At 40.1% G+C, this 24,299-nt stretch carries 22 protein-coding genes; 14 read left to right on the forward strand and 8 right to left on the reverse strand.

What is annotated here, in order from left to right:
• Nucleotides 1–2: 2 nt before the first annotated feature.
• Nucleotides 3–2,138, reverse strand: a complete 2,136-nt coding sequence (gene pdsS / locus I6F48_RS01375) for a proteobacterial dedicated sortase system histidine kinase (protein ID WP_197118654.1) — start codon at nt 2,136–2,138, stop codon at nt 3–5.
• Nucleotides 2,138–2,827 (reverse strand): proteobacterial dedicated sortase system response regulator, encoded by a 690-nt coding sequence (gene pdsR / locus I6F48_RS01380; RefSeq protein ID WP_197118655.1) that lies wholly within the window; start codon nt 2,825–2,827, stop codon nt 2,138–2,140. The genes pdsS and pdsR overlap by 1 nt, the downstream gene beginning before the upstream one ends.
• A gap of 204 nt (nt 2,828–3,031) precedes the next feature.
• On the opposite strand from pdsR, the gene pdsO reads away from it, so the two are divergent.
• The 3 genes from pdsO to I6F48_RS01395 are packed head-to-tail and all read left to right on the forward strand — an operon-like array spanning nt 3,032 to nt 6,453.
• On the forward strand, nt 3,032–3,763 hold the full coding sequence (gene pdsO, locus I6F48_RS01385) for a sortase-associated OmpA-like protein PdsO (protein ID WP_197118656.1): 732 nt from the start codon (nt 3,032–3,034) through the stop codon (nt 3,761–3,763).
• A gap of 51 nt (nt 3,764–3,814) precedes the next feature.
• Complete coding sequence (locus I6F48_RS01390) at nt 3,815–5,851, forward strand: marine proteobacterial sortase target protein (RefSeq protein ID WP_197118728.1); 2,037 nt, start codon at nt 3,815–3,817, stop codon at nt 5,849–5,851.
• Complete coding sequence (locus I6F48_RS01395) at nt 5,848–6,453, forward strand: class GN sortase (protein WP_197118657.1); 606 nt, start codon at nt 5,848–5,850, stop codon at nt 6,451–6,453. The genes I6F48_RS01390 and I6F48_RS01395 overlap by 4 nt, the downstream gene beginning before the upstream one ends.
• On the opposite strand, the gene I6F48_RS01400 is transcribed toward I6F48_RS01395, so the two are convergent.
• A complete protein-coding gene (locus tag I6F48_RS01400) occupies nt 6,348–7,307 on the reverse strand; it encodes a DMT family transporter (RefSeq protein WP_197118729.1) in 960 nt (319 codons plus the stop codon). The two genes, I6F48_RS01395 and I6F48_RS01400, sit on opposite strands and share 106 nt — an antisense overlap.
• Nucleotides 7,308–7,426: 119 nt before the next feature.
• Between I6F48_RS01400 and proB the strand changes: the two genes are divergently transcribed.
• The 4 genes from proB (at nt 7,427) to I6F48_RS01420 (ending at nt 11,266) form a co-directional block, all read left to right on the forward strand.
• Nucleotides 7,427–8,530: a glutamate 5-kinase gene (proB, locus tag I6F48_RS01405; protein ID WP_165740286.1), complete on the forward strand. Its 1,104-nt coding sequence runs from the start codon at nt 7,427–7,429 to the stop codon at nt 8,528–8,530.
• A gap of 116 nt (nt 8,531–8,646) precedes the next feature.
• On the forward strand, nt 8,647–9,006 hold the full coding sequence (locus I6F48_RS01410) for a glutaredoxin family protein (protein ID WP_007581591.1): 360 nt from the start codon (nt 8,647–8,649) through the stop codon (nt 9,004–9,006).
• 39 nt (nt 9,007–9,045) lie between these two features.
• Nucleotides 9,046–10,530 (forward strand): glutamate--tRNA ligase, encoded by a 1,485-nt coding sequence (gene gltX, locus I6F48_RS01415; protein WP_007581594.1) that lies wholly within the window; start codon nt 9,046–9,048, stop codon nt 10,528–10,530.
• A gap of 436 nt (nt 10,531–10,966) precedes the next feature.
• Nucleotides 10,967–11,266, forward strand: coding sequence for a hypothetical protein (locus I6F48_RS01420; protein WP_021032137.1), 300 nt, complete (start codon nt 10,967–10,969; stop codon nt 11,264–11,266).
• A gap of 16 nt (nt 11,267–11,282) precedes the next feature.
• Here I6F48_RS01420 and I6F48_RS01425 read toward each other — a convergent pair whose 3' ends face one another.
• Together I6F48_RS01425 and I6F48_RS01430 are read right to left on the reverse strand one after the other, a co-directional pair.
• Nucleotides 11,283–11,675, reverse strand: a complete 393-nt coding sequence (locus tag I6F48_RS01425; RefSeq protein WP_024593283.1) for a hypothetical protein — start codon at nt 11,673–11,675, stop codon at nt 11,283–11,285.
• A 104-nt stretch (nt 11,676–11,779) separates the two neighbouring features.
• Nucleotides 11,780–12,649 (reverse strand): CPBP family intramembrane glutamic endopeptidase, encoded by an 870-nt coding sequence (locus tag I6F48_RS01430; protein ID WP_165727601.1) that lies wholly within the window; start codon nt 12,647–12,649, stop codon nt 11,780–11,782.
• A gap of 112 nt (nt 12,650–12,761) precedes the next feature.
• Between I6F48_RS01430 and I6F48_RS01435 the strand changes: the two genes are divergently transcribed.
• The 4 genes from I6F48_RS01435 (at nt 12,762) to I6F48_RS01450 (ending at nt 16,959) form a co-directional block, all read left to right on the forward strand.
• On the forward strand, nt 12,762–13,463 hold the full coding sequence (locus tag I6F48_RS01435; protein WP_007581602.1) for a DUF3581 domain-containing protein: 702 nt from the start codon (nt 12,762–12,764) through the stop codon (nt 13,461–13,463).
• Nucleotides 13,464–13,639: 176 nt separating this feature from the next.
• Nucleotides 13,640–14,887 (forward strand): DEAD/DEAH box helicase, encoded by a 1,248-nt coding sequence (locus I6F48_RS01440; protein ID WP_024593280.1) that lies wholly within the window; start codon nt 13,640–13,642, stop codon nt 14,885–14,887.
• Nucleotides 14,888–14,945: 58 nt separating this feature from the next.
• Nucleotides 14,946–15,929, forward strand: a complete 984-nt coding sequence (locus I6F48_RS01445) for a sensor domain-containing diguanylate cyclase (protein ID WP_197118658.1) — start codon at nt 14,946–14,948, stop codon at nt 15,927–15,929.
• Nucleotides 15,930–16,074: 145 nt separating this feature from the next.
• On the forward strand, nt 16,075–16,959 hold the full coding sequence (locus I6F48_RS01450; RefSeq protein WP_197118659.1) for a hypothetical protein: 885 nt from the start codon (nt 16,075–16,077) through the stop codon (nt 16,957–16,959).
• Between the two features lie 83 nt (nt 16,960–17,042).
• Here the strand turns inward: I6F48_RS01450 and I6F48_RS01455 are convergent, their stop codons facing one another.
• Complete coding sequence (locus tag I6F48_RS01455; protein ID WP_197118660.1) at nt 17,043–17,999, reverse strand: methylenetetrahydrofolate reductase; 957 nt, start codon at nt 17,997–17,999, stop codon at nt 17,043–17,045.
• A 250-nt stretch (nt 18,000–18,249) separates the two neighbouring features.
• Here I6F48_RS01455 and I6F48_RS01460 point away from each other — a divergent pair, with 250 nt between their 5' ends.
• The gene (locus I6F48_RS01460) at nt 18,250–21,132 is read left to right on the forward strand and encodes a M16 family metallopeptidase (RefSeq protein WP_197118661.1); all 2,883 of its coding nucleotides are present in this window, start codon (nt 18,250–18,252) and stop codon (nt 21,130–21,132) included.
• A 191-nt stretch (nt 21,133–21,323) separates the two neighbouring features.
• Here I6F48_RS01460 and I6F48_RS01465 read toward each other — a convergent pair whose 3' ends face one another.
• Both I6F48_RS01465 and I6F48_RS01470 read right to left on the reverse strand, forming a co-directional pair.
• Nucleotides 21,324–21,644, reverse strand: a complete 321-nt coding sequence (locus I6F48_RS01465) for a helix-turn-helix domain-containing protein (protein ID WP_024598636.1) — start codon at nt 21,642–21,644, stop codon at nt 21,324–21,326.
• 1 nt (nt 21,645) lies between these two features.
• Entirely contained in the window at nt 21,646–22,050 is a 405-nt protein-coding gene (locus I6F48_RS01470) for a hypothetical protein (RefSeq protein WP_197118730.1), read from the reverse strand.
• Nucleotides 22,051–22,755: 705 nt separating this feature from the next.
• Here I6F48_RS01470 and cysE point away from each other — a divergent pair.
• Together cysE and I6F48_RS01480 are read left to right on the forward strand one after the other, a co-directional pair.
• Nucleotides 22,756–23,574 (forward strand): serine O-acetyltransferase, encoded by an 819-nt coding sequence (gene cysE, locus I6F48_RS01475; protein ID WP_165727596.1) that lies wholly within the window; start codon nt 22,756–22,758, stop codon nt 23,572–23,574.
• A gap of 35 nt (nt 23,575–23,609) precedes the next feature.
• Nucleotides 23,610–24,290, forward strand: coding sequence for a hypothetical protein (locus I6F48_RS01480; protein ID WP_165740795.1), 681 nt, complete (start codon nt 23,610–23,612; stop codon nt 24,288–24,290).
• The last annotated feature ends 9 nt before the right edge of the window (nt 24,291–24,299 follow it).

Consider the following 24,299-nt stretch of genomic DNA (forward strand, 5'->3'; position numbering starts at 1 on the left):
CCTTATTTAACTAACGGTAGGGTTACGGTAAACTCCGCGCCATCCCCCTGTTCGTTGTTTTGCGCAGTTACACTGCCTTTATGGTAATCGCACACCAGCCTTACAATATAAAGTCCTAATCCCAAATGCGGTTGTTGCTGCATTTGCTGGCTACGTACCGACACCATAGAGTCAAAAATATGCTCAGTGAGTCCTTCGGGTAACGCTGGACCTGTATTACTCACTGTTAATGTTGCTTTATTTTCGCTCTGCTTAAGGCTTACATTAATCGCCGTATTGGCCTCACTAAACTCCAGCGCGTTATTAATAAGCTTATCAAGCAGCTGAGCTATAAACTCCGGCGCACCTTGCATGGGTAGTTTGCTTTGGCATACATCAAGCGCAAATAACTGGTTTGGGTAAGTAAGCTGATAGCCTTGCATGCAGCCATTTATTACTTTTTGTAAATCAAAAGGCTCTGGCTCGTTACTTTGAATACTTTGCTCGAGGCGAGTGGCTTCGCTCATGGTCGTTATTATTTTACCTAAGCGTTCAACGCCTTCACTGGCGCGATCGAGGTATTTTTGGCTCAGCTCGTTTTGCGGCAAGCTTTGTAAGTTTTCGAGGGACGAACGCACTACGGCAACAGGCGTGCGCAGCTCGTGTGATAATCGCGACGACATATTTTCTAAGTAATCGGTATAGCCACCAAGTCGGCTGACAATGTTTGAAAAACTACGCGACAGATCGCCAATTTCATCATTAGCGTCGCTGTAATTAATACTGCCAGTAACACGCCCTTGTGAGTCAATTGCTTGCTCAGCTGTATCGCGCAGTCGCCTAATACGGCTCGATATACGCGAGGCAAAAAAGAATAGCGTGACAGTACCAATTAGCATCACGGCTAAAATAACGTTGAATAGTTTTTCGAGCGATTTATTACGCAGCGTACGTACGCCGTTTGTGGTTTCCTCTGCTATTACCGCGCCAATTACTTGATCTTGAATCCAAATAGGGTAAGCGGCCGATAAAATAACGGCTTTGCTGTCGGGGGTTAGGCGCCAAGACGATGCAGGTTGGCCTTTTAATGCCTTTGCTAAGTGCGTGCCTTGCATAGAAGCTACATCGTGCAGGGTATCTAAAAACTCATTTTCTGGGCGCGTTAATATTTTATAGTAAATTGGGTGCAAGTAATTTTGCTCAAAGCGCTGCCACCACGTCTCGGGAGCCTGGTTAGTAAGTCCATCAGCCCATACGCCATCGGCATTTTGAATAGTGCCGGTTTGTGCCAATACCCGATGATGATTATCGACTACCCAAATACGGCTGCCACTGTGGCCCATGCCTTTTAAAATACGGCTAATTTCTGGAGAAGGGACTAATACCGAGCCTAAATCGTTCGGGTTATTTAAGTTTGAGGTCGACATTATTTTTGGTTCTAACAATGCCTCTTTATTATCAATGTCAACAATGGCAAAGCCAAGTTTGTTGCCCAGCATGCTTATAGGAAAGCGCAGTTCTACATTGTAGCCAATGTCAGTACTTTCAAAATAACCCTGAATTTTTGTAAAAGGTATTTTGGTTTTAGCATCAAACGCATTAACCCAACCGTTTTGGCGCGGCGCAATAATGTAGGTATTAAATTGGCCGTCAGGGGTTTTTAGGCCAATTTGTAAATAGTCGTTATTGGTAATGCTTAAGCTATTTTTAGCGCGATAGATAAGCGTGTCGTCAGTTACTTTAAATAGCGCATATAAGTAAGTATCAAACTTGCCCACCATGTGATCAAACGACAAGTCGCTGGCTTTATGAGTACTGTTTGTTTTTTGTAAGTAGCGTTTATCGTAATGCCAAAATAGTGGTTGGTAGCTGTCCCAATCGGTGAGTTTACCGTCTAATTGAATAGGGTTTTTAAGATTATAAGCATATAAATCGCGCCCTTTTACTACTTGGTCTAAAAAGTTGGTTTGTTCGTCAAATAATGCGGGGCGTTCGTGCAATGCAGTCGCAAGTGCGCGAGTAGTGCCTACGAGGGTTTTTTCTTGGCCTTGGCGTAAAAACTTTTCCATTTCCCATACGTACTCGTAGCCAAGCCACGGTAGCAAAAACAAAAAACATGAAAGTAATATAAATTTACTGCGCAGGCCAAATCGTAGCATTAGTGTTGTTCCCACCTGTAGCCCATACCATACACGGTATCTATGCAATCAAAGGCGCTATCGAGTGCTACAAACTTTTTACGAATACGCTTTACGTGCGAGGTAATGGTGCTGTCGTCTACGTAAATTTTTGCATCGCTCATTAATTCGTTACGGCTTTTAACATGGCCGGGTCGTTGGGCGAGTGAATGCAGCATCCAAAATTCGGTTACGGTTAAATCAACGAGTTGTTGCTGCCAAAAAACCTGCATACGTTGCGTGTCGAGCGTTAACTGTCCGCGTGTTATGAGTGCGTTTGCATCAGCGGGTTGTTCAAGTGCTTCCATTCGGCGAAATAGTGCACCAATACGTGCAGCCAAGTGAGCCAGGCTTATGTCTTTTGTTAGGTAGTCGTCGGCGCCCATGCGCAGGCCGCATACGGTATCTATTTCGCTATCGCGGGCGGTTAAAAAAATAATAGGCAGTGTTTTAGAAAGCGAACGCAATGTTTGGCACAGTAAAAAACCCCCATCTATTTCATGGCCTAGGCCAATATCAACAATGGCTAAATCGGGTAGGGCATTTTTAAATTCAACTTCTGCGCTGGCGCGATCGGCAAAGCCACTCACTTGGTAGCCCTGTGCGCTAAGCATCTCTATATAGTTTTCGCGGATTGCGGGTTCATCTTCAACGATGGCTATTTTTTTCATTCTAATCATTATCTGATTGCCTCTGTTGTGCACTATAACGAAGTTTTTAAGCTAAGTACGCTTAAAAAGGCAATTGCCATTTTTTTGCCACAATTGCTCAGCAGTTTGCCATTTTTGATCCCCTTTGTTGCCACTTGAGCTTGTTTTAATAGAGCCATCAAAACAAAGCATCACAAATTAAAAAGTAAGTTTAAGGATCAAATCATGAAGAAGACATTAATCGCGTTAACACTCGTTGCTAGTTTTTGTACTCCAGCAATTGCCTCAACAGCTAACACGCCATCAAAAGAAGCCCATAAAGAAACGGCTATTGGTTTAGGTGCTGGCGCTATTATTGGCGGCGTAGTAGGCGGGCCAATTGGTGCGTTTATTGGGGCATTTGCCGGAGGCTTAATAGGCGATTCAAAAGTCGCTGATAACAAAATTGCAGAGCAAGAGCGTGCAATTACGGTCATGAAAGAAAAAACCAGCGATTACCAACACGTACTTAACCACAACAATATGTTAGAGCAACAGTTAGAGGTACTTGCCAATCAAAATGAGCAATTAACTCAAGTTCAAATTAATAACTTATTGGCGATGACGGTGCAATTTAAAACAGGTTCAAGTGTAATTTCTCCGCATTTTGCGCTGCAGTTAGACCAACTCGTTACACTTTTAAACAAGCAACCACAACTCGCGCTTGATTTAAGTGGCTATGCCGATCAGCGCGGCGATGAGCAAGCTAACCTTTTACTTTCTAAAGCGCGTGTAAATGCGGTGCAAAGCTATTTAATAAAACACGGTGTGAGCCACAAACGCTTGAGCACGCAGGCATTTGGCGAGCAACAAACATTAGCTAACAGCAACACAGTAGAAGATAACTTTTTTGATAGACGCGTAACGCTTACCACTCGCTCAATGAATAGTGTAAATGGCCAAACGGCGAGTAACTAAACCTAACTAAATTTAAGTAAAGCTAAGCGTTCGATGGAGTGATTTATGTTGATATTGAGTAAACCAACCAAAGTACTTACCCTTAAATGGGTAAGCCTTTTTATACTAAATATATTTGTGATGTTAGCAAGCTTTAGAAGCCATGCGCAATCACCCAAGTTAGAGCTTTTTGATAGCAGTGGTGCGCCAGCAGGCCCCGCAATAATATTAAAAAGCGACGCCAATATGACCTTAACCGGCCTAATTAATCACGTTGTAGTAACGCAAACCTATCAAAACGAAAACCCGTTTGCTGTTAATGCGCGCTACGTTTTTCCATTGCCTGATGAAAGCGCCGTGCATGCCATGACCATGCACATTGGTGAGCGAATCATTAAAGGCCAAATTGATAAAAAAGTGGAGGCCGAAAAAAAATACGAAGAGGCTAAAAAAGCAGGTAAGCAAGCAGCACTGGTACGCCAGCAACGCGCTAATATGTTTATTACTAATGTGGCAAACATTGGCCCTGGTGAGCAAGTAATTATTGAGCTTGAGTATCAAGAGATAATTGACTACAGCAGCGGCACATTTGCTATTAGGTTTCCTACTACCATTACACCGCGTTATCACGCTATTAGTGGTGAAGTTGAGCAAAGTAATACCGAAAAAACAGCATTTAATCCATCACCAACAGGCTGGTTAAGCCCTGTTTATAGCACTCAAAACATCACTCAAAATAGCATTCAAACTGATAACGTACCAAGCAGCCAATTTAGCTTAAACATTGATATAGACGTAGGCTTAGAGCTGGTGGATATCAATTCTAAATTTCATAATGTTGATGTGCAAAACACCGCATTTGGGCAATATAAAATAGCGTTAAATGAGGCTAATGCAGTTAATCGCGACTTTGTACTTGAGTTTAAACCGCTGCAAAAAGAGCAAGCTCAAGCCGCATTTTTTACTCAGCAGTTTGAAAATGGTGACCGATACGGGCTTGCTATGCTAATGCCACCGGGGGATAACTTTACACAAACTCAGCGCTTACCTCGCGAAATGGTATTTGTAGTTGATACGTCAGGCTCTATGCACGGGCAATCTATGGAGCAAGCTAAAAAAGCCTTATTTTATGCGCTGTCATTACTTGATAGCGACGACAGCTTTAACATAATTGGTTTTGACAACATAGTGACTCCAATGAGCGATAAACCACTTATAGCCAGCGACTTTAATTTACGCCGTGCAGAGCGATTTATTTATAGCCTAGAAGCCGACGGCGGCACAGAAATACAAGGTGCGCTTAATGCCGTACTTGATGGCAGCGAGTTTGATGGTTTTGTACGCCAAGTTGTATTTTTAACTGATGGTAGCGTTAGTAATGAGGATGTATTGTTTAAAAATATTCAAAATAAATTAGGTGATAGCCGCTTATTTACAGTGGGTATTGGCAGCGCACCTAACAGCTTTTTTATGCGCCGAGCGGCAGATATAGGCAAAGGCTCATTTACGTTTATAGGCAGCACAAGCGAGGTACAACCTAAAATGCAGCAGTTGTTTGATAAGCTTGCACATCCTGCGATTACTAATTTGGCGCTAAGCGATGAAAGCGGTAACAACTTAGATTTTTGGCCATCACCATTACCCGATTTATATTTTGGTGAACCCATTATGGCGGCGATAAAGCTCAATAACGTAAAAAATGTGGTTCTTACTGGGCAAACAGCACAAGGGCCTTTAAGTATTAAATTAAGTACACAAAATAGCTCAAGCGCTCAAGGTATAGCAAAACTGTGGGCGCGCCAAAAAATTAAGTCATTACTTTTATACAACGAGCAAAATACAGTTAAAGGTGAAGTACAAGAGCTTGCACTTACTCATCAATTACTTAGCCCGTTTACTGCTTTTATAGCAATTGAACAAACTCAAATAAAAGAAGCGGCAGAGCAAACGGCGCAAGCTAGTAATGCAGTACCACAAGGTATGGCAATGCGTTTACCACAAACCGATGGGCAAAGCAGATTACATATATTGCTAGGCTGTATTTTATTATTGGGATTTGGTGCTCTTAAAATAAACCGATCATTTAAATTAAGCAGGGCACGTAAATGAAAAGGTGGCTAAGCGTGGGCTTACTAATAGCTGGGCTTGGATTATTTGGGCACGGCGCTTATATGCAGGCAAAAGCGTGGCTTGCTCAAGTATTAATTGAGCAAGCATGGCAAGAGGCGCTTAAATTACCCGGGATTAAAGTAAGGCCGTGGTATTACGCCGACAGCTACGTTACTGCAAAGCTTGATTGGCCAAGCCATAATAAAACATTAAGTGTATTGGCTGGAGCGAGTGGTCGTAATTTAGCGTTTGCGCCAAGCCAATTTTTACCTGCAGGAGAGCTTGGCGGAAAAGAGTTTGGAAACGAAAAAGGCGCGCTAATAGCAGGGCATAACGACACCCACTTTGCATTTTTACAAAACGCAAAAGTGGGAGAGGCGTTTACTTTACAACTGCAAAGTGGGGTGATTCAAAATTATAAGGTAACGGGGATTGAGGTTATTCATCAATCCCAAAACTCATTTTTACAAACACCTGGGCTGTATTTGCTTACCTGTTACCCTTTTGATTCGCTTGCCTCGGGTACTGATTTAAGATTGCTTGTATCTGCGCAAATGTCTTCGCCTGATTCACTAAGCGGTATATCAACCACAAGTTCTTGATGGCGCTGGCTTACCATTACACCAATAAATACCACAAATATGCTCAGCCATTGCCACACATTGAGCACTTCGTCCAAAATAATAGCTGACAAAATAAGTGTAAAAATAGGAATTAAATTAGAGTACGCAGCAGCGGTTAATACCGATACTTTGCTAATAGCGTAGTTGTACATGCCGTAGCCGCCAAGGGTTACACACGAGCCTAAATACAAAATGCTCATAAGTGCGGTTAAGTCGTGTTGGTTTTCGCTTGGTAGGTCGATAAAAAATAAAAATGGCGCAAAAAACAAGCTGCCACTAATACCTTGCAACGCAATTAAAGTCAGGGGCGAGTAGCGATTAGCTAAATGTTTAATACTTACGGTATAAAATGCAGCGCACACCATAGCCATAAGCTCTAAAAAGTTACCCAACAACGGATTAGGTGCCTGCTCAGAATTGGGTGAAAGAAGCGTAAGTAAAATACTGCCGCCAATACACAGCGTAAAACCAACAACAATGGCTTTGCTTATGTATTCTTTAAGTAATAAAAAGGCAAGTAGCGCAATAATTATAGGCAAGCACGATACAATAACACCGGCCTGCGAAGCCGAAGTATATTCCATTGCATGGCCTTCAAATAAAAAGTACAAACAAGGCTCAGCAAGCGACATACCCACTAAATACTTCCAGTCACCTTTTAAATACTCAAACCGAATAACATAGCGCCATAAACAAAGCGATAAAACTAACGTGGTGAGCATGCGTAAAAATATTACCAATGCAGGGTCATAAATAGCAATGGCGTATTTGAGCGCTATAAAAGAGCTGCCCCATAAAAAGGTGGCAATAATTAAACATAAACTGGCAGGCATAGAGAGTAATTTACATAATTTAATAAAATCAGATCCTAGCATGAATATTTTTAACTTGTTCAAAAATACCGAGCTGGTATAAATTAATTCATCTTTAATTAATGATTAGTAAAAAGCACATGCAAAGGGAACAGGTAATAGTTGTAAAGCTTGGTACAAGCGTTCTTACTGGTGGCACCGATAAGCTAGACAAAGCACATATGGTTGAATTAGTACGCCAATGCTGCGAGCTTAAAAAGCAGGGGCATCAGGTTATTTTAGTATCGAGCGGCGCGGTAGCTGCTGGGCGCGAACAACTATTAAAACCCTGTGGCAGAAGCTTAATTGATAAACAAATGCTTGCTGCAATTGGACAAGGTCAACTTATTCATATTTGGCAGAGCTTGTTTGCTTTATATGGGGTAAATGTAGGGCAAATGCTGCTTACTCGCGCTGATGTAGACGACAGAGAGCGCTACCTTAATGCCCGCGATACACTCAATGCGTTATTAAATTACGACGTTGTGCCCATCATTAACGAAAATGACGCAGTCGCTACCAGTGAAATAAAAGTAGGCGACAACGATAATTTATCGGCACTTGTCGCTATTTTGGCTAATGCTAATAAATTATTGCTACTTACCGATCAAGAAGGGTTATTTACCAGCGATCCTCGCACAAATGCCGATGCCACCCTCATTGGCGAAGTAACACATATAAACGATGAGCTGCGCCAACTTGCTGGTGGCAGTGGTACAAACTTAGGTACTGGCGGCATGGCGACTAAACTGCAAGCCGCTGACATTGCAAGGCGCGCAGGCGTTGAAGTTATTATTGCTAAAGGCGCAGGTAAAAACGTTATTTTAAAATGCATGAGTGACGAGTTACCAGGCACGCGTTTTTTAAAACTCACCGCTCCAAAAGATGGCCGTAAAAAATGGTTACTAGCCGGGCCTAAAAGTACCGGCCAAATTGTTATAGATGCAGGTGCTATTACAGCGCTGCAAAATAAAGGCGCAAGCTTACTTGCTAAAGGCGTTACTAATGCATTTGGACGTTTTGAACGCGGTGATTTAATTGATTTAATAGATAATAAAAATCAAGTAATTGCACGGGGCTTAACGCGCTTTAGTAGTACCGAGGTAAATAAAATAAAGGGTGCGCACTCTAGTCAAATAGGCCTATTACTCGATTACGATAGTGGCGCAGAAGTACTTCATAGGGATGATATGGTATTGCTATAGAAGCACTTTTAGTAAATTAAATTACTTGAGTGTAATTCTCGCAGTATTACACTTTTTTGATTGTAAATTTGTGCTAAAATCTGGCTCCTTAAATTGTTGTAAGCAGAGCACAGAACATGAAATTAGTTCGTTGGTTTTTAGGTTGTATAATCTTATTCTTTAATTTTGTATTTACTCCTCGCAGTAAAAAGCGTGCAAGCGACGAGCAAGCACAGCTTGATCAGCAAACCTCACAATTTAAACTGTATCAATTTAAAGCATGCCCGTTTTGTGTAAAAGTACGTCGCGCTATTAAACGCGAAGGCTTAAACATAGAAACGCGTGATGCAAAAGACAATGAGCAATATCGTCAAGAGCTACTAGAGCAAGGCGGCAAAGTTAAAGTGCCTTGCCTGCGTATAGAGCAAAACGGCCAAGTACAATGGCTGTACGAATCAAACGATATTATTGCTTACTTAAACAAAGTAGCTGCATAAACCACTTTTACTATCTCACTTATTTAAAGAGAATATACCATGACAATTCGCACCCGTGTTGCCCCGTCGCCAACTGGTGACCCGCATCTTGGCACCGCTTATATCGCCTTATTTAACTACTGTTTTGCTAAACAACAAGGCGGTGAATTTGTACTTCGTATAGAAGATACAGACCAAGTACGTAGCACGCCAGAGTCTGAACTTGCGATTATGGATAGCCTACGTTGGTTAGGGCTTGAGTGGGATCATGGTCCTGATGTGGGTGGCGAATTTGGTCCTTACCGTCAATCTGAGCGTAGCGATTTATATAAAAAATACGCGCATCAGTTAGTTGACGATGGTAAAGCGTTTTACTGCTTTGCAACAAGCGAAGAGCTTGATCAAATGCGTGAAGAGCAAATGGCAGAAGGCCTACGCCCTAAATATGACGGTCGTGGTTTAAACCATACAGATGAAGAAATTAAAGCAAACTTAGCTGAAGGCAAACCTTACGTTATACGTATGAAAATCCCAAGCGAAGGCACATTTAAGTTTAACGACTACCTACGTGATGAAATTGAGATCCCGTGGGAAAACGTAGACATGCAAGTACTTTTAAAAGCAGATGGTTTTCCAACGTACTTTTTAGCGAACGTAGTTGATGACCACCATATGGAAATTAGCCATATTTTCCGTGGTGAAGAATGGATTAACTCAGCGCCTAAGCTATTAAAGCTTTATGAAGATTTTGGTTGGGAAGCGCCAGTACTTGGTCACTTACCGTTATTACGTAACCCAGATAAATCAAAGCTGTCTAAGCGTAAAAACCCAACGTCTATTAACTACTATAAAGAAATGGGCTACCTGCCAGAAGCCGTGCTTAACTATTTAGGCCGTATGGGTTGGTCAATGCCTGATGAGCGTGAAAAATTCACACTCAATGAAATGATTGAAAACTTCGACATGAAGCGCGTATCGCTTGGTGGTCCGGTATTCGACGTAGATAAATTAAGCTGGTTAAACGGCATGTGGATCCGCGAAAACCTAACCGACGAGCAGTTAATTCAGCGCTTTGTTGATTGGAAGTTTAATGGCGAAATGCTCGCTAAAATATTACCAGAAGTTAAAACTCGTATTAATACGCTGTCGGATATGGTTGAGCTTGCAGGGCACTTTGTAGGTGGTATTCCAACTTACGATCCTGCGCTATTAACAGCCGGCAAAGCAGACGAAAACGTGATTCGCCAAGCGCTACAATTTTTTGTATGGCAGCTTGAAGGTTTACGTAGCTTTGAAAAGCCCGCTATTTTTGCAATTGCAAAAGAAGTTGCAACATTCCACGAGCTTAAGATTAAAGACTTTTTAGAGCCAATATTTGTCGCAATTACTGGCAAAACGTCAAGTACGTCAGTGCTTGATGCAATGGAAATATTGGGGTCTGACTTATCACGTGCTCGTTTACGTGTTGCACTTGCTCATTTAGGTATTTCTAAAAAGCAGGCTAAAAATATAGAGCGTGCGTACCGCGAATACCCAAGTGCATAATTACTAAAATGCACTTATAAAAGCCGAGCTTATTAAGCTCGGCTTTTTTGTGTCAGATAGTTTTATATAAGGGTCTGTTGTTCTTTCAAGGTTAAATTTACAGCAGTCTGTTTGGTATTTAGGCAAGGCAGAGCCTATGCAGTGTGGTTATTCCCCATAAATGGGCGATAACGTAGCATTAATGCCAAACAGGCGCTGCCCAAAGGGTTCTTCCTAGGGGCTACTTACTCTTTGTTGCTCGGTTTTTACTTAGCCCACTAGGTTACAAATCTCGCGCCGCGATTAAATAGCCCCTAGTTTGAATGAATTTTAATCCGCAAAGAACAACAGACCCTAGTCTGATTGGCTATATATCATGGCGTTTTAGTCTCGTTTAAAAACGAAGTAAGACCCAGCCCAATGATACAATAAGACACATAAACAATATGGAGGCAGTATGATTGCAACCGTTAAAAACAAAGCTATTTTTAGCAGTAATACATTTTCGATAAACCTTGTTACTTACCCAACTAATCACAGCGTAATGAACCATATTGACCCTGTGCAGCAAGGGCGCTATTACAAGCTCAACTTTGTATTAGAAAAACCTAAAGCGGGTGGGGTATTTAAATGCTCAAAATGCATTATAAATTTATTTAATCGCGTGTATTTATTCAGACCCGATAAGTACGAACACAGCGTATCTAAAATCGAGTCTGGAAAGCGCGTACTACTTAGCTTTGCGCTTAATATATAATTTGCACTTTTACTTATTAATAGTCGTAGGCCTGTCCGGTGCATAAAACAGATAGGTCGCAATACGATACAGACGTTTCACTACAAGAATTAATAGTAAAAGCATTTCCGCCTCTGCGCATGGCATCAGCTTTAAGTAAATCAATTGCGTTTGATTTAGAGCGGTTATAGCTTACATTATTGTTACCCATACCGTCGCCATCACAGCTTTCACCTTCTATTCGGCCTAGGAGTGTAGCGCCACTTTCGTGTGCTTCTTGGTCGCTATAAAATTGCTGTAAATCTCTTTTATTAACGTAGGTGCCAATTTCTTGAGATAAAACGCCGTTGTCTATATCTGTATGATAAGTCATGCTTGAACAACCCGTTATTGTGGCGAGCACTGTTATTGCCGTTATAAAACGTAGCATATTTATTAGTCCCTTAATTTATTATTTGAAATAGTAAATTACTAACAAAATCAAATGCGGGCAATGTTTACTACTAAGTAAATTGTTAGCATTTGTAAATGTATTTAGATTTTATTGAGCATCGGGTAAGTAAACAAAAAGAAGTGGCAAACATTAACCAACCAATGGCATAAAATAGCCCACTCTAAGCGCTGCGTTTTATAAAAAACATAGCCATACCCCAAGCCGGCAATAAATGAAACCAATACATAGTTAATTCCTCCAGCAAAATGTGCCAAAGCAAAAATACCTGCAGTAATTACAGGGGCAAGTATTGCTAAACGGGTCGGTGTAATTATTTTGCTAAGCTTAGTTTGTAGTAAACCTCGAAATAAAGCTTCCTCGGCAACACAGGTAAATAAAAGATTAATAGCAATAAAGGCTAACCAAAAGCCAGGAACCTTAGGGTTGAAGCTTACAAGTCCAAGCATTAAAGCCGCAGTGAGCGTAGCTAAAACAGTAGCAATAACTATTAAAATGGGTTGTTTAACGTTTAATGGGCCCGCTTTATTAGAGTCTGCTTTTAAAGCTTTTTTATTCGAATAAAAGTAAGCACAAAGAAATAAACCCGCCATAGCTTTATCAAAATTAGCATAAAGGGTAAATGCAATCGCATCGCTTGTAATACGCTCGTTTATAACAATAGGGAGGTTATTAAAACCAGGCATCCAATGAAGTGCTAATGCCAATGAGGAAACTATAAAAACAGTACTTAAAGTAGCGCGTATTATTGCCTGCTTTGTATTTAGCGCACAGTAGTATAAAACAACGTAAAGCCCGGTTAACAGCAGGGCATATAAATTTATATAACCTTGAAAATATGCACTTACAACACTTAAAGCTAGTAAGTAGTGCCAAAGGGGTTGCCGCATTATTGATATTTTGCAGTACGGAAAAACACATATAATTGATAGCGCTAATAAATAAAAGGTCATTGTTTTTTATTGCTCTGTTTTATTTAGCAACTAATCTAACAGATTCGACCTCTCAGTATTTTTTTTCTGGTAATATAGATAGGTTATAAGCAGTTTAAGCAGTGAACAAACTATGTTAAGTCCTTTTTTTCAGCAGCATGCTGATTATGTTTCTATCTCTCGTGAGCAAGGTTGTCGATTCGCTAAATGCGTTGCTGACGATTACAATCCACTTCACGACAAAGATGCCAAAAAGTTTTGCGCGCCAGGAGACTTACTTTTTTCATTGGTACTAGACCGCTACGGTATTAGTGAACAAATGGAATTTACTTTTGCCGGTATGGTTGATGAAAACACCAAACTTAACTTCCCTGAAGGGGCTGATGAGTTTGATGTAACCAATGGCGAAAAAGTTATTTTAAAGGTAAAGCGCAAAGGTAAAACCAGCCAATGCCCAGCACTGACTAATAGCCTAATAAAAAATTATGTTGAGTTTTCTGGTACTACTTTCCCGCATGTAATTATTCCATTAATGGGTAAGCAAGAGGTAATGATTAACCCTGCTCGCCCAATGATCATTTACGAATCAATGCTTATCAACCTTGATAATCTTGATATTACAGCACCAGAACTTGAGTTTGCAGAGCCAAGTTTTGAATATGCAGGCAAACGCGGAAAAATCACACTACGTTTTAACCTGTTAGAAAACGGCGTTAAAGTGGGTAGTGGTGAAAAGCATATGGTAGTTTCGGGTATTCGCGAATACTGCCAAGCAACAGTTGACGATTTAATAGCGTTTTACAACGAGCGTAAAGCGACACTAAAGCCAGCTTAAAGCTACATAAAATTATAAAAGGCGCTAAATACAGCTGTTATTTAGCGCCTTTTTTATTGTTTTAGCGCTAAAGTGAAAGTGAGCAACCACGATTAAATACTTTTCTGGACTGGTTAATTTACGCAGTACAGTAATATGCGTACAATAGCGCTCTTTGTTATTTTAAAGCTAAGCCTATGTCTGCCACTACGTTCTCATCACTTAATCTCGACCCGTTATTATTAACAGCGATTGAGCAAAATAATTACACTCAACCTACCGCAATTCAGATTAAAACTATTCCGCCTATTTTAGCCGGAAGTGATGTAATGGGCAGCGCGCAAACAGGTACGGGTAAAACTGCCGCCTTTGTTTTACCTTTATTACATAAGCTTTTAAATACCCCTAAAAAAGATGAGCAAGGCCTTGCACGTGTAGTCATTTTAACGCCAACCCGTGAGCTTGCTCAGCAAGTATTTGCAAGCTTTGAAAAGTACGCACAAGGCACTAATATCAATGGCGCTTTAGCCTATGGTGGCGCAAGTATTGGCCCTCAAATAAAAGCACTTAAAACAGCGCAAGTTATAGTGGCAACACCTGGGCGTTTGCTTGATCATATAGTTAAAGGCAGTGTGGTACTTTCAAGTGTAGACTCCTTAGTGTTTGACGAAGCTGACCGCATGCTTGATATGGGCTTTATTGATGAAATAAGACGCATATTGCGCCATATTCCAGGCGATCGCCAAACTTTACTATTTTCAGCTACGTTTGATGACAGCGTGTTTGAACTCAGTAAAAAGTTACTTAAAAACCCAGAACTAATTGAAGTTGATAAACGTAACTCAGCCGCGGTTGAAGTAGAGCAAGTTATTTACGCTGTAGATGAGGATCGTAAGCGCGAACTTGTATCGCACATGATTGGTATGAAAAACTGGCGCCAAGTGCTTATTTTTACTCGCACAAAACAAATGGCTGATCAGCTTGCTAAAGAAATGTGTAAAGACGGTTTAAAAACCGAATCAATCCATGGTGACAAATCGCAAGGCGCACGCGACCGTGCATTGCAAAACTTTAAAGAAGGTATTACACGCGTACTTGTTGCAACCGATGTAGCTGCGCGTGGTTTAGATATTTCTACACTTAGATACGTAATTAACTTTGAACTACCGTACATTGCCGAGGATTACGTGCACCGTATTGGCCGTACAGGTCGTGCTGGCGAACAAGGACTTGCTATGTCGCTGGTAAGTCTTGATGAGCAATGGCTGCTAGAAGAAATTGAAGTACTACTCGATACGCGTTTAACGCCGCAGTGGTTAGAAGGTTACGAGCCAGATCCTAATAAAAAGCCAAAAGATAATCGTAAAAATACTAACAAGTCGCGAAAAGATCGCGATAAAAAACGCATCACTGGTAAAAGAGAGCCAAGCAGACGTCGTAAATAATAGCTTTTACTTTGCTTTTTTGCCTATACTGGAGCTACTAAATAGCCGAGGTAAAGCAATGTTTGAAATTGATCAATGGGCATTTTCTGGTATTGATGGCCAAATATCTTTGCATAAATGGCAAAAAACAATCGACCTTATAACGGGGCTTTTTTCAGCCCCGTCTGGTTATATAGTTCAGGCAACAAGCAAAGGCTATCGCGTTGTTATTAGAAGTAACGAAGGTGGCTCTAACTTTGAGACCAATCCTATACTTCCTCCTCAAACACCTCTGTTTTGTCGGTACGTTGCTGAAACTAAAAATATTTTATATGTTAATGATGCAAGCAATAACGATGCATGGAACACCCTACCAGAAGTAGTTGAAGATGGTGTTGAATCCTACCTAGGTTTACCTATTCATTGGCCTGAAGGCGAAGTATTTGGCACGCTATGCTTAAAAGACACTCAGAAAACAAGCTATACCGATGAATATTTTGAACTCATAGAACAACTACGTGATTTGATTGAAGACGACCTAGCGCTTGTGTATAGCTATGAGCAAATGCGCGAAATAGCCATGTTAGACTCATTAACAAATATTTATAATCGCCGAGCACTTAACTTATTAGCCCAGCAAAAACTTAACTTAGCGCTACGTTTAGGCTTTGACGTGTGTTGTTTGTTTATTGATATAAACGACTTTAAAAAATTAAACGACACCTGCGGACATGAAGTGGGCGACAAAGCATTAATTATATTGGCAGATACGTTAAAAACGCATTTAAGAGATGCGGATATAGTAGGGCGCTTAGGTGGTGATGAGTTTGTTGCAGTAATGCAAGTAAGCGATAAAAGTAAGGTTAACTACATCATGGATAAAATATCCTCTGAGTACTCAAAAGCCTTACTCAAAGAGGAGGTTTGCGATTTATCGCTTAGTATTGGTTATAGTTTTACTAATAAACAAAAGCAGCCCTTTGAAGCGCTATTAAATGATGCAGACCAGGCAATGTATAAAAACAAACAAGCGTACAAGCTCGCTAAAAAAGCCGCAGAATAGAAAATGTAATTATTTAACCCCTACACATTTAATTGTTATATTAGATTAAAGTGATTTAATATGAATTGATGTTTAAGGGTTTATTTTTTAGTGTGTAATTTGAGAGCCTATAGTAGCTAAAAGCTATTACTTATAAGGATGTAATATGACAGACATGGATAAAAAAAAGGTATGCGGCATTGTAATGCCAATATCTAGCACTGATGATTGTAATGAAACACATTGGTCAGAAGTGCTAAATATACTCTCTGACGCGATAGATGAAGCCGGTTTTGAAGGGAATTTAGTTAGTAACGCTGATGATGTTGGTATTATCCACAAAAGAATTATTCAGAATCTCTACGATAATCCAATAGTAGTCTGCGATGTAAGCTGTAAAAACCCAAATGTAATGTTTGAGCTGGGTTTGCGTTTAGCTTTCGATAAACCAACTATTATAATTAAAGATGACGAGACCTCTTACTCTTTTGATACCTCTGCAATTGAGCATTTAGAATACCCTCGAGATCTCAGGTTTAGTCAAGTTGTCGAATTTAAAAAGAAACTGGCAGATAAAATATCTGCTACATATAAAAAATCTACAACAGATAGTAATTATACGACTTTCTTGAAACATTTTGGTGAGTTTAAAGTCGCTAAAATTGATCAAAAAGAGGTTTCTGGACAGGAATATATACTTGAAGAGTTAAAAACTCTTAGGCGGTCAATAAACCGTCTGGATAGATCTGGAGGTTTTAGTAAGTACGAAAGGAATAATCAAGATTCAGATATAGATATTTGTTTAGGGCATCGCGACAGTTCAGATATTAAAGCATATGTGAGTACATTGGTAGACCATCCCGGTTTAAAAAATGTAGGTATGGTTGAGGTTAGTGACGAACACTATCATTTAGTTGCGAATGTAAAAAATGATTTTTCTGTAGAAGCAGCCCAAGATGCAATTGAAAGTCTTGTTGGTAAGAAAATGATGCGTAATCGTACTAAAAATACTTCCGTTCGAGGTAAATTACACGGAACTCCAAGGATCTAAGCCTTACTTTTTTCGGTTCTAGCTTTATACATAAAAAAGCAAGCCATTAGGCTTGCCAAGAAGGGTGTGAATTTTTTTAAGCCCTAAGCTATTAGCTTTTCAGCTAGATTTAATTCCATTGTTGCCTTTAATAAACGGTATAAGTTAATTGACGCGTCAATTTCTTCTTTACGGTTTGTTAAGCTTTCAATATTTAATCCCAGCGGCACATCTAAATGCGCACAGCTTTTAATTATTAAGTCGAGGTTTTCGCGGCAAATACGCACTGATTCGCTTAATGTATTGTCTGCATCAAGCATGCGCCATTTTGTAGCTTCTGGCACTGAAATACCCAACCACTTCATAAAGTCTAAGGTTTTTTCGCCGCCGCACGGGGTAAACGTTAATATAATACGTTGTGGTGTAATATCTTGTGCTTTACATGTACGCGCGTAACTAGTAATTAGCTCTATAGTCGCTTGTGCGTCGTAAACAGCTTGCGATATAAAAAACTGACAACCTTGTGCTGTTTTTTCTATTAATCGTTCGTGCTCATTTCGTTTGCTTAAATGGCGCTCAGCAATAGTAACGCCACCTAAAAAGAAATCATCTGATTGCTCAGCCAATGCTTTATATGCATCTGGCAGGCTTAACTTTATATCGCCTACCGATGACGGGCTACCTACTAAAACTACATTTTGTAAATCGTAGTCGTTTTTAGTTTCACTTAACCAATCTTTAAATTCGCCCACGCCACGCTGCGCCACACTTTTATAAGTAATTACATCTTGTGCAGATAAATTACGAATTAAATGGCTGTATTCACGCGGATCAACGGTTTGTTTAAACGCAAATGGACGGTCTTGATTAGTTCGGCTGCTTTCGTCTTGAATGTCGTAAATTATCACGCCGTCGTATTCAATTTCGTGTAAGCGACCTAATAGCTTTTCTGCAATGGTTTTTAATTGCGCTTTATCGGTGCCAATTTTAGGCGGGGTAGTACCAATAAGATAAACACCTTGGTTGGTGTCCACTATCTTCTCTTTTAGTGATAAAGCCATAATCCTCATTCCAGCTAAGTTTGTTTTGATGGATTTAATATAGCAGCCATTTAGACGTCTAGATAGATTTATTTAGTGAAAGTTTTTCAACTAACATGATGTTTATTCATAGTACTTGTTCCCATAATTTATAATTGACACAGTTGTTTACATAATAAATTCCCTTTGGGCTCTTATATTTATTGGCTTTGGGGCATAATTAAAGAGTTAAATCTGACAACAAATTTGCTCAATTTAAAAAGGGACAACAATGAAATTTAAATTATTAGCAACCAGCTTAGCGGTATCGCTGGCGTTAACAGGTTGCGCCATGCAACAAAACCAAAGCACGCAAACAACAGCACAACAAGAACAAGTAAATAAAGCTGATGACCGTGTTTTCTCGCAAGATTATTTAATTGAAGAGCTAGAAAACGGCTTACGTGTCATGGTTGTTAAAACCGACTACCCTGATGTAGTGTCGCTGCAAATTCCGGTATCGGTTGGGTCGCGTAACGAAGTTGAAGAGGGCAAAACAGGCTTTGCTCACTTTTTTGAACACATGATGTTTAAAGGCTCACAAAAATACCCTGAAGATGTGTACTCAGACATATTAAAAAATTCAGGTGTTGATAACCGCGCTTATACAACAAACGATTTTACAAACTACCATTTAAACTTTTCAAAGCAGCATCTTGATAAAGTACTTGAGCTTGAAGCTGATATTTTTCAAAACTTAACTTACACCGAAGAGCAATTTAGAACAGAAGCACAAACGGTAAAAGGTGAGTACTTAAAAAACAACGCGAGCCCAATTCGTAAATTATTAAGCGCTGTACGCGAAGAGGCGTTTGATAAGCACACGTATAAACACACCACTATGGGCTTTTTTAAAGACATAGAAGCTATGCCTGATCAAATGGCCTATGGTAAAGAATTTTTTGCTAAGTTTTATAAGCCTGAGTATGTGTCACTTGTTATTGTGGGCGATGTAGACCCGCAAGCAACAATGGCAATGGTTAAAAAGCATTGGGGCAGCTGGAAAAAGGGTAACTATATTGCTGACATTAAAGCAGAGCCTGTGCAACAAGCACCAAAATATTTGCACCAGCAAGATGAAGCGCTACCAGGTCATTGGTTACTTGTATCGTACAAAGGCGCTGCGTGGGAGCCTGCTAAAAAAGACAGAGCGGCGCTTGATTTAATCTCACAGCTTTATTTTTCAAGTAATTCAGATTTATATCAAGAGCTAGTGGTCGACAAACAAATTGCCAGCCAAATGTTTACCTATAACCCAGAGACTAAAGATCCGGGTTTATTACACGTATTTGTTAAAGTAGAAAACGCAGACGATTTAGCCACTGCACGCGATGCCATTAACCGAACTTATGCAAAAGCACGCACTGAGCTTGTTGATGAGCAAAAGCTGAGTGATTTAAAATCGAACCTTAAATACAGCTTTATTAATGGTTTAGATTCGTCGCAAGCGATTGCATCAACCCTTGCCAGCTACATGCATTTTAAGCGCGATCCTGAGGTTATAAACCAGCTGTATAAATCGGCAGATAACATCACCAGCGCAGATATTAAAGCCGTTGCTAATAAATACTTTACTGATAACGCACGTACCACATTAACAATGTCGGCACTTGATGAAGCGCCAAGTTTTGAGCAAGAAGTTGATTTAAATGCGCTTACTGCAAAGCTTAAACAAGCACCTGCGGCTCCTGTATTTAAAGTACTTGATAAAACCAATAGCTCGCCATTAATTGATGTTAACTTTTTATTCAATACCGGTGCGGCTGCCGACCCTCAAGGCAAAAAAGGCGTTGCTGCGTTAACTGCGGCTATGCTTGCACAAGGTGGCTCAGAGGCGACAAGCTATAAAGATATTCAAAAAGCACTTTATCCGCTTGCGGGTAGCTTTGGTTATCAAATAGATAAAGAAATGCTGTCGTTTCAAGGACGTATTCATAAAGATAACGCGTCGCAGTGGTATACACTTGTGAGCGATCAATTACTAAACCCAGGCTTTAGAGAGGATGACTTTAAACGCCTCAAAAAAGAAATGATCGACGGTATTAAGTCAGGCTTAAAAGCATCTAACGATGAAGAGCTAGGCAAAGAAGTGCTATACAGCGCGCTTTACAAAAATCATCCTTATGAAAGCTACAACTACGGTGATATTTCTGATTTAGAAGCGTTGACGCTGGATGACGTTAAAGCATTTTATAACAGCGAGCTTACGCAATCTAAACTCACGGTTGGCTTAATTGGGGCTGTGCCTGCAAAACTTAAAGCTAAAATGATGAGCGATTTTGCAACGCTACCAAAAGGTGATCAAAGCCGTTTAAGTATTCCTGATGCACCAGCGCTTAAAGGTCATCATGCAACTATTGTAGAAAAGTCGGCGCAATCGACTGCGGTATCGTTTGGTTTTCCTATTGATACAATAAGAAGTAGCGAAGACTGGACAGCACTTTGGCTTGTGCGTTCGTACTTTGGTGAGCACCGTAGTTCTAACAGCTTTTTGTATGAGCGCATTCGTGAAACCCGCGGCATGAACTACGGCGATTACGCATACATTGAATACTTTCCACGTGGTATGTTTCAAACCAAGCCTGATGCAAACCTAGGGCGCTCTGAGCAAATATTTCAAGTGTGGTTACGCCCACTTCGCTCTAATAACGATGCGCACTTTGCAACTCGTACGGCTTTATTTGAGCTAGATAAGCTAATTAAAAATGCTATGAGCGAAGATGACTTTGAAGCCACGCGTAACTTTTTAATTAACTTTGTACCGCAAATGGTTGCAAGTCAAAACCGCCAATTAGGTTACGCACTTGATAGCGAATTTTACAACACAGATAGCTTTGTAAGTTACGTAACTAACAAACTTAAAACGCTAAGCGTTGCTGATGTAAATCGCGTTATTAAAGAAAACCTACAAACAGACAACGTTCAATATGTGTTTATAACCGCAGACGGCGCTGATATGCAAAAACGTTTAGCGTCTGAGCAAACATCACCAATGGTTTACAATACCGATAAACCTGCCGAATTAGTGGCTGAAGATAAAGTAATTGCTGATTACAAATTAGCAATTCCTGCAAAAAATATTGAAGTGATGAAAGTTGATAAAGTATTTCAATGAAGGTTTAAATAGTTATATAAGTTAAGATAATTAAAATGCCCCATATATTGGGGCATTTTTTATGGTATTGGATATAGTATTGAACCAATTTTTACACCTAACCCAAAAAGTATCATTGCACTTATTATTACAACTAAAGTGATGTGGCCACGTAGCTCTTTCGACTCATATTTTGACATTGCTGCAGCTCCTTATTTCATAATAAAAAAAACAGTTATCATGCCTAATATGAAGCTGACTACTGATGACAATGCTAACACCGTGGTTATAGTGTGCTTGTTTAAAGTTGTTGCACCACCGAGAGGTGTTGTATCTTCATCAAGCTTAATTAATTTACCCTGGCGTACTTCTAAAACCGCGCATAAAGCCATTGTGGTTTCTTTTGATGCCGCGCCTTCTTTTTCTACCCGTTGGATTGTTCTCAAGCTTACATCGCAGGCATCGGCAAGTTGCTGTTGCGTCCAATTAAATTGCTGCCTAAGTTCTTTTATTGTTTTAGGATTAAGTTGCATTTTAAAATTTCCTAATCAAGAATTCTAAAATTATAATTAGCAAGTAGCCACCAACTAGGCCTCCAAAAAAGCAGCCAAAAAGCACTTTTAACGAAGTTTTTGGGTTATTTAATAATGATGATTGTTCATAACTTTTTATAAATTGGCCATTTTTATAAAGTGAGCACTCTAACCTGCCAGTTAAAATATTACGCATTTCAAACATTACTTTAAAATCATTGTCACCAATATTAAATTGATGGCCACTGTGAATCCTTTGGTTACGCTTATTACTTATAAGTTCATCATTTACGTATACTTCTTCTTTCCCTGTAAAGTAGCTACCAAAACACGCTATTTGATTATCGCCATCTTGAAAGTAAAATTTGTAACCTAATTTTCTTGTATTTAATACATCGTTTTTCATCATCGTTATCCTTGTTGAGTTGATGATGCTAATTTAGCGTTTGTTTTTGTTATTTACGCCGTCAGCTGTACGCCAGTATGTATTTTGGCATATGACAGGTGAACTGTCATATGTTGTTAGCTTTTGATTTTTATTAATTTATTATATTTTAAGTATGTATTGGAAATTTTAGCAACTGTCGTATAGCTTAATCTAAAAAGTGGGTACGTATTTAAAATATCATTTCTGGTTGCTAGGGCGTGTTGAACTCTGTGGATTGAAATTTGTTCAATCTAGGGGCGATTTAATCGCGGCGCGAGGTTTGTAACCTAGTGGGCTCGATAACTGCTCCTGCGTTATTCTACTGACTTACATCCCTGTAAGAATAAGTAAAAACCGAACAAAGCTTCCGCGTCCTGCTCACGCCTCTTATCTACATCCGTGTAGGCAACAAAGAGTTAATCGCCCCTAGAAAGAACCCAGAGGGCAGCGCATGTTTGGTCTTTATGCTGCGTTATCGCCCATTAATGGGGAATAACCACACTACATAGGCTCTGCCTTGCCTAAAAACCAAACATACTGCTGCAAACCCAATCACCAAAGGTCAACACGCCCTAGTTATATCTAATAACCAGAACAAATAACTAAGGGATTAACACCTTAGGCTTTAAATCCGTTAGACTTGGGAAAAGGCTATTTTATATCAACTTAAGGCAGTGCAGTATTATGCGTCATGCAATTTGGCAACAGCTTCGCGAAGAAGCTAACGATGTAGTAACACGTGAACCATTATTAGCAAGTCATGTTTATTCATGCATTTTGAATCATGATTGTTTAGGTTCGGCATTGAGCTTTATTGTTGCTAATAAGTTGGCTGATGCGGTGGTATCGGCATTCACTATCCGAGAGCTGTTCGATCAAGCATTTGTAAAATGTGACCGTATGCTCTCGTTTGTTGCTGAGGATATTAAAGCGGTAAAAGACCGCGACCCTGCATCAGAAACCTATCTTACGGTTATATTAAATCTAAAAGGTTTTCATGCTATTCAGGCGCACCGTTTGGCTAATTGCTTGTGGCAACAAAACCGCAAAGAGCTAGCGCGCTTTATTCAAAGCCGTAACTCTGAAGTGTTTGGGGTCGATATTCACCCAGCATGTAAAGTGGGTAAAGGCATTATGTTTGACCACGCAACCGGTATTGTTATTGGTGAAACAGCGGTAATTGAAGATAATGTATCAATTTTGCAATCTGTAACGCTTGGCGGTACAGGCAATGAGCAGGGTGATCGTCATCCCAAAATTAGAGCGGGCGTATTAATTGGCGCCGGCGCTAAAGTACTTGGTAATATTGAAGTAGGTGAGGGCGCACGAATTGGTGCGGGCTCAGTTGTACTTAGCAATGTTCCACCACACACAACCGCTGTTGGCGTGCCCGCTAAAATTATTGGTCGACCGGATTGTGAGTGTCCGGCGCAAAGTATGAACCAAAACTTTTTAGCAAATCCTGAGCCTGAAAACGAATCGCACACGAGTGCAATGCTATAAGTAATTAAAAATAATAAAACTTAAAAGGAATTAACATGAACAAGAATAGTTTATTGGCTCTAGGGATTGGGTTTATTGCGGGTGTAGGTTTAACTTGGAGCTACTTTAATGCAGCTTCAAGTCATCCAGAATCTGTTAAGTCGCAGCCAAGTTATGAAAAACAGCAAAAGCTTCATACTGGACAACAAAGTAATGAGGTATTAAGTAATGCAGACTCTGCAGTACCTGAGCAAGTCGCTAGTATAGAGCCCGCTGAAGAGACGCCTCCAACCTATTCAGAAACCCAAATGCTTGATGAGCTACCTTTAGAAGAGCAAGTAACTCAGCTTAAGCAGCAACTTGCTGAGCAGAAAGCGACAGTTAAAAGCATTTTAAAGCAAATGAGAGGTCCTTCAGATTTTGAGAAGATTTTACGTGATAAATTTGAAAAGCAAACGCGTGACGAAGAATGGGCTTATCGTACTGAAATGGCATTACAAGATTTTTTATTAACAGCTGATTTAGCGATTATACCCGATGTTGTTAGCGCAAAATGTAAAACGACGATATGTGAATTTGAACTTGCCGCACCCGCTGATAACGACACATTTGATAATTCTCAATGGCGAGAGCTAAACGACGAGTTGATGAAGCAAGAGTTTTGGCAACAATTTAAAAGCACTACCTCCACATCAAGCGATAGCGAGCTTAAATTGTTGCTAAGTACAGAGTTTTAAGTAATACCA

The organism is Pseudoalteromonas sp. SWYJ118, from assembly GCF_015864505.1.
Classification (GTDB): Bacteria; Pseudomonadota; Gammaproteobacteria; order Enterobacterales; family Alteromonadaceae; genus Pseudoalteromonas; species Pseudoalteromonas arctica.

Coding starts and splice junctions, on each gene's coding strand:
- pdsS (WP_197118654.1), bottom strand. CDS start 2,138: ATGCTACGATTTGGCCTGCGCAGTAAATTTATATTACTTTCATGTTTT.
- pdsR (WP_197118655.1), bottom strand. CDS start 2,827: ATGAAAAAAATAGCCATCGTTGAAGATGAACCCGCAATCCGCGAAAAC.
- pdsO (WP_197118656.1), top strand. CDS start 3,032: ATGAAGAAGACATTAATCGCGTTAACACTCGTTGCTAGTTTTTGTACT.
- I6F48_RS01395 (WP_197118657.1), top strand. CDS start 5,848: ATGAAAAGGTGGCTAAGCGTGGGCTTACTAATAGCTGGGCTTGGATTA.
- I6F48_RS01400 (WP_197118729.1), bottom strand. CDS start 7,307: ATGCCTGCCAGTTTATGTTTAATTATTGCCACCTTTTTATGGGGCAGC.
- proB (WP_165740286.1), top strand. CDS start 7,427: ATGCAAAGGGAACAGGTAATAGTTGTAAAGCTTGGTACAAGCGTTCTT.
- I6F48_RS01410 (WP_007581591.1), top strand. CDS start 8,647: ATGAAATTAGTTCGTTGGTTTTTAGGTTGTATAATCTTATTCTTTAAT.
- gltX (WP_007581594.1), top strand. CDS start 9,046: ATGACAATTCGCACCCGTGTTGCCCCGTCGCCAACTGGTGACCCGCAT.
- I6F48_RS01420 (WP_021032137.1), top strand. CDS start 10,967: ATGATTGCAACCGTTAAAAACAAAGCTATTTTTAGCAGTAATACATTT.
- I6F48_RS01425 (WP_024593283.1), bottom strand. CDS start 11,675: ATGCTACGTTTTATAACGGCAATAACAGTGCTCGCCACAATAACGGGT.
- I6F48_RS01430 (WP_165727601.1), bottom strand. CDS start 12,649: ATGACCTTTTATTTATTAGCGCTATCAATTATATGTGTTTTTCCGTAC.
- I6F48_RS01435 (WP_007581602.1), top strand. CDS start 12,762: ATGTTAAGTCCTTTTTTTCAGCAGCATGCTGATTATGTTTCTATCTCT.
- I6F48_RS01440 (WP_024593280.1), top strand. CDS start 13,640: ATGTCTGCCACTACGTTCTCATCACTTAATCTCGACCCGTTATTATTA.
- I6F48_RS01445 (WP_197118658.1), top strand. CDS start 14,946: ATGTTTGAAATTGATCAATGGGCATTTTCTGGTATTGATGGCCAAATA.
- I6F48_RS01450 (WP_197118659.1), top strand. CDS start 16,075: ATGACAGACATGGATAAAAAAAAGGTATGCGGCATTGTAATGCCAATA.
- I6F48_RS01455 (WP_197118660.1), bottom strand. CDS start 17,999: ATGGCTTTATCACTAAAAGAGAAGATAGTGGACACCAACCAAGGTGTT.
- I6F48_RS01460 (WP_197118661.1), top strand. CDS start 18,250: ATGAAATTTAAATTATTAGCAACCAGCTTAGCGGTATCGCTGGCGTTA.
- I6F48_RS01465 (WP_024598636.1), bottom strand. CDS start 21,644: ATGCAACTTAATCCTAAAACAATAAAAGAACTTAGGCAGCAATTTAAT.
- I6F48_RS01470 (WP_197118730.1), bottom strand. CDS start 22,050: ATGAAAAACGATGTATTAAATACAAGAAAATTAGGTTACAAATTTTAC.
- cysE (WP_165727596.1), top strand. CDS start 22,756: ATGCGTCATGCAATTTGGCAACAGCTTCGCGAAGAAGCTAACGATGTA.
- I6F48_RS01480 (WP_165740795.1), top strand. CDS start 23,610: ATGAACAAGAATAGTTTATTGGCTCTAGGGATTGGGTTTATTGCGGGT.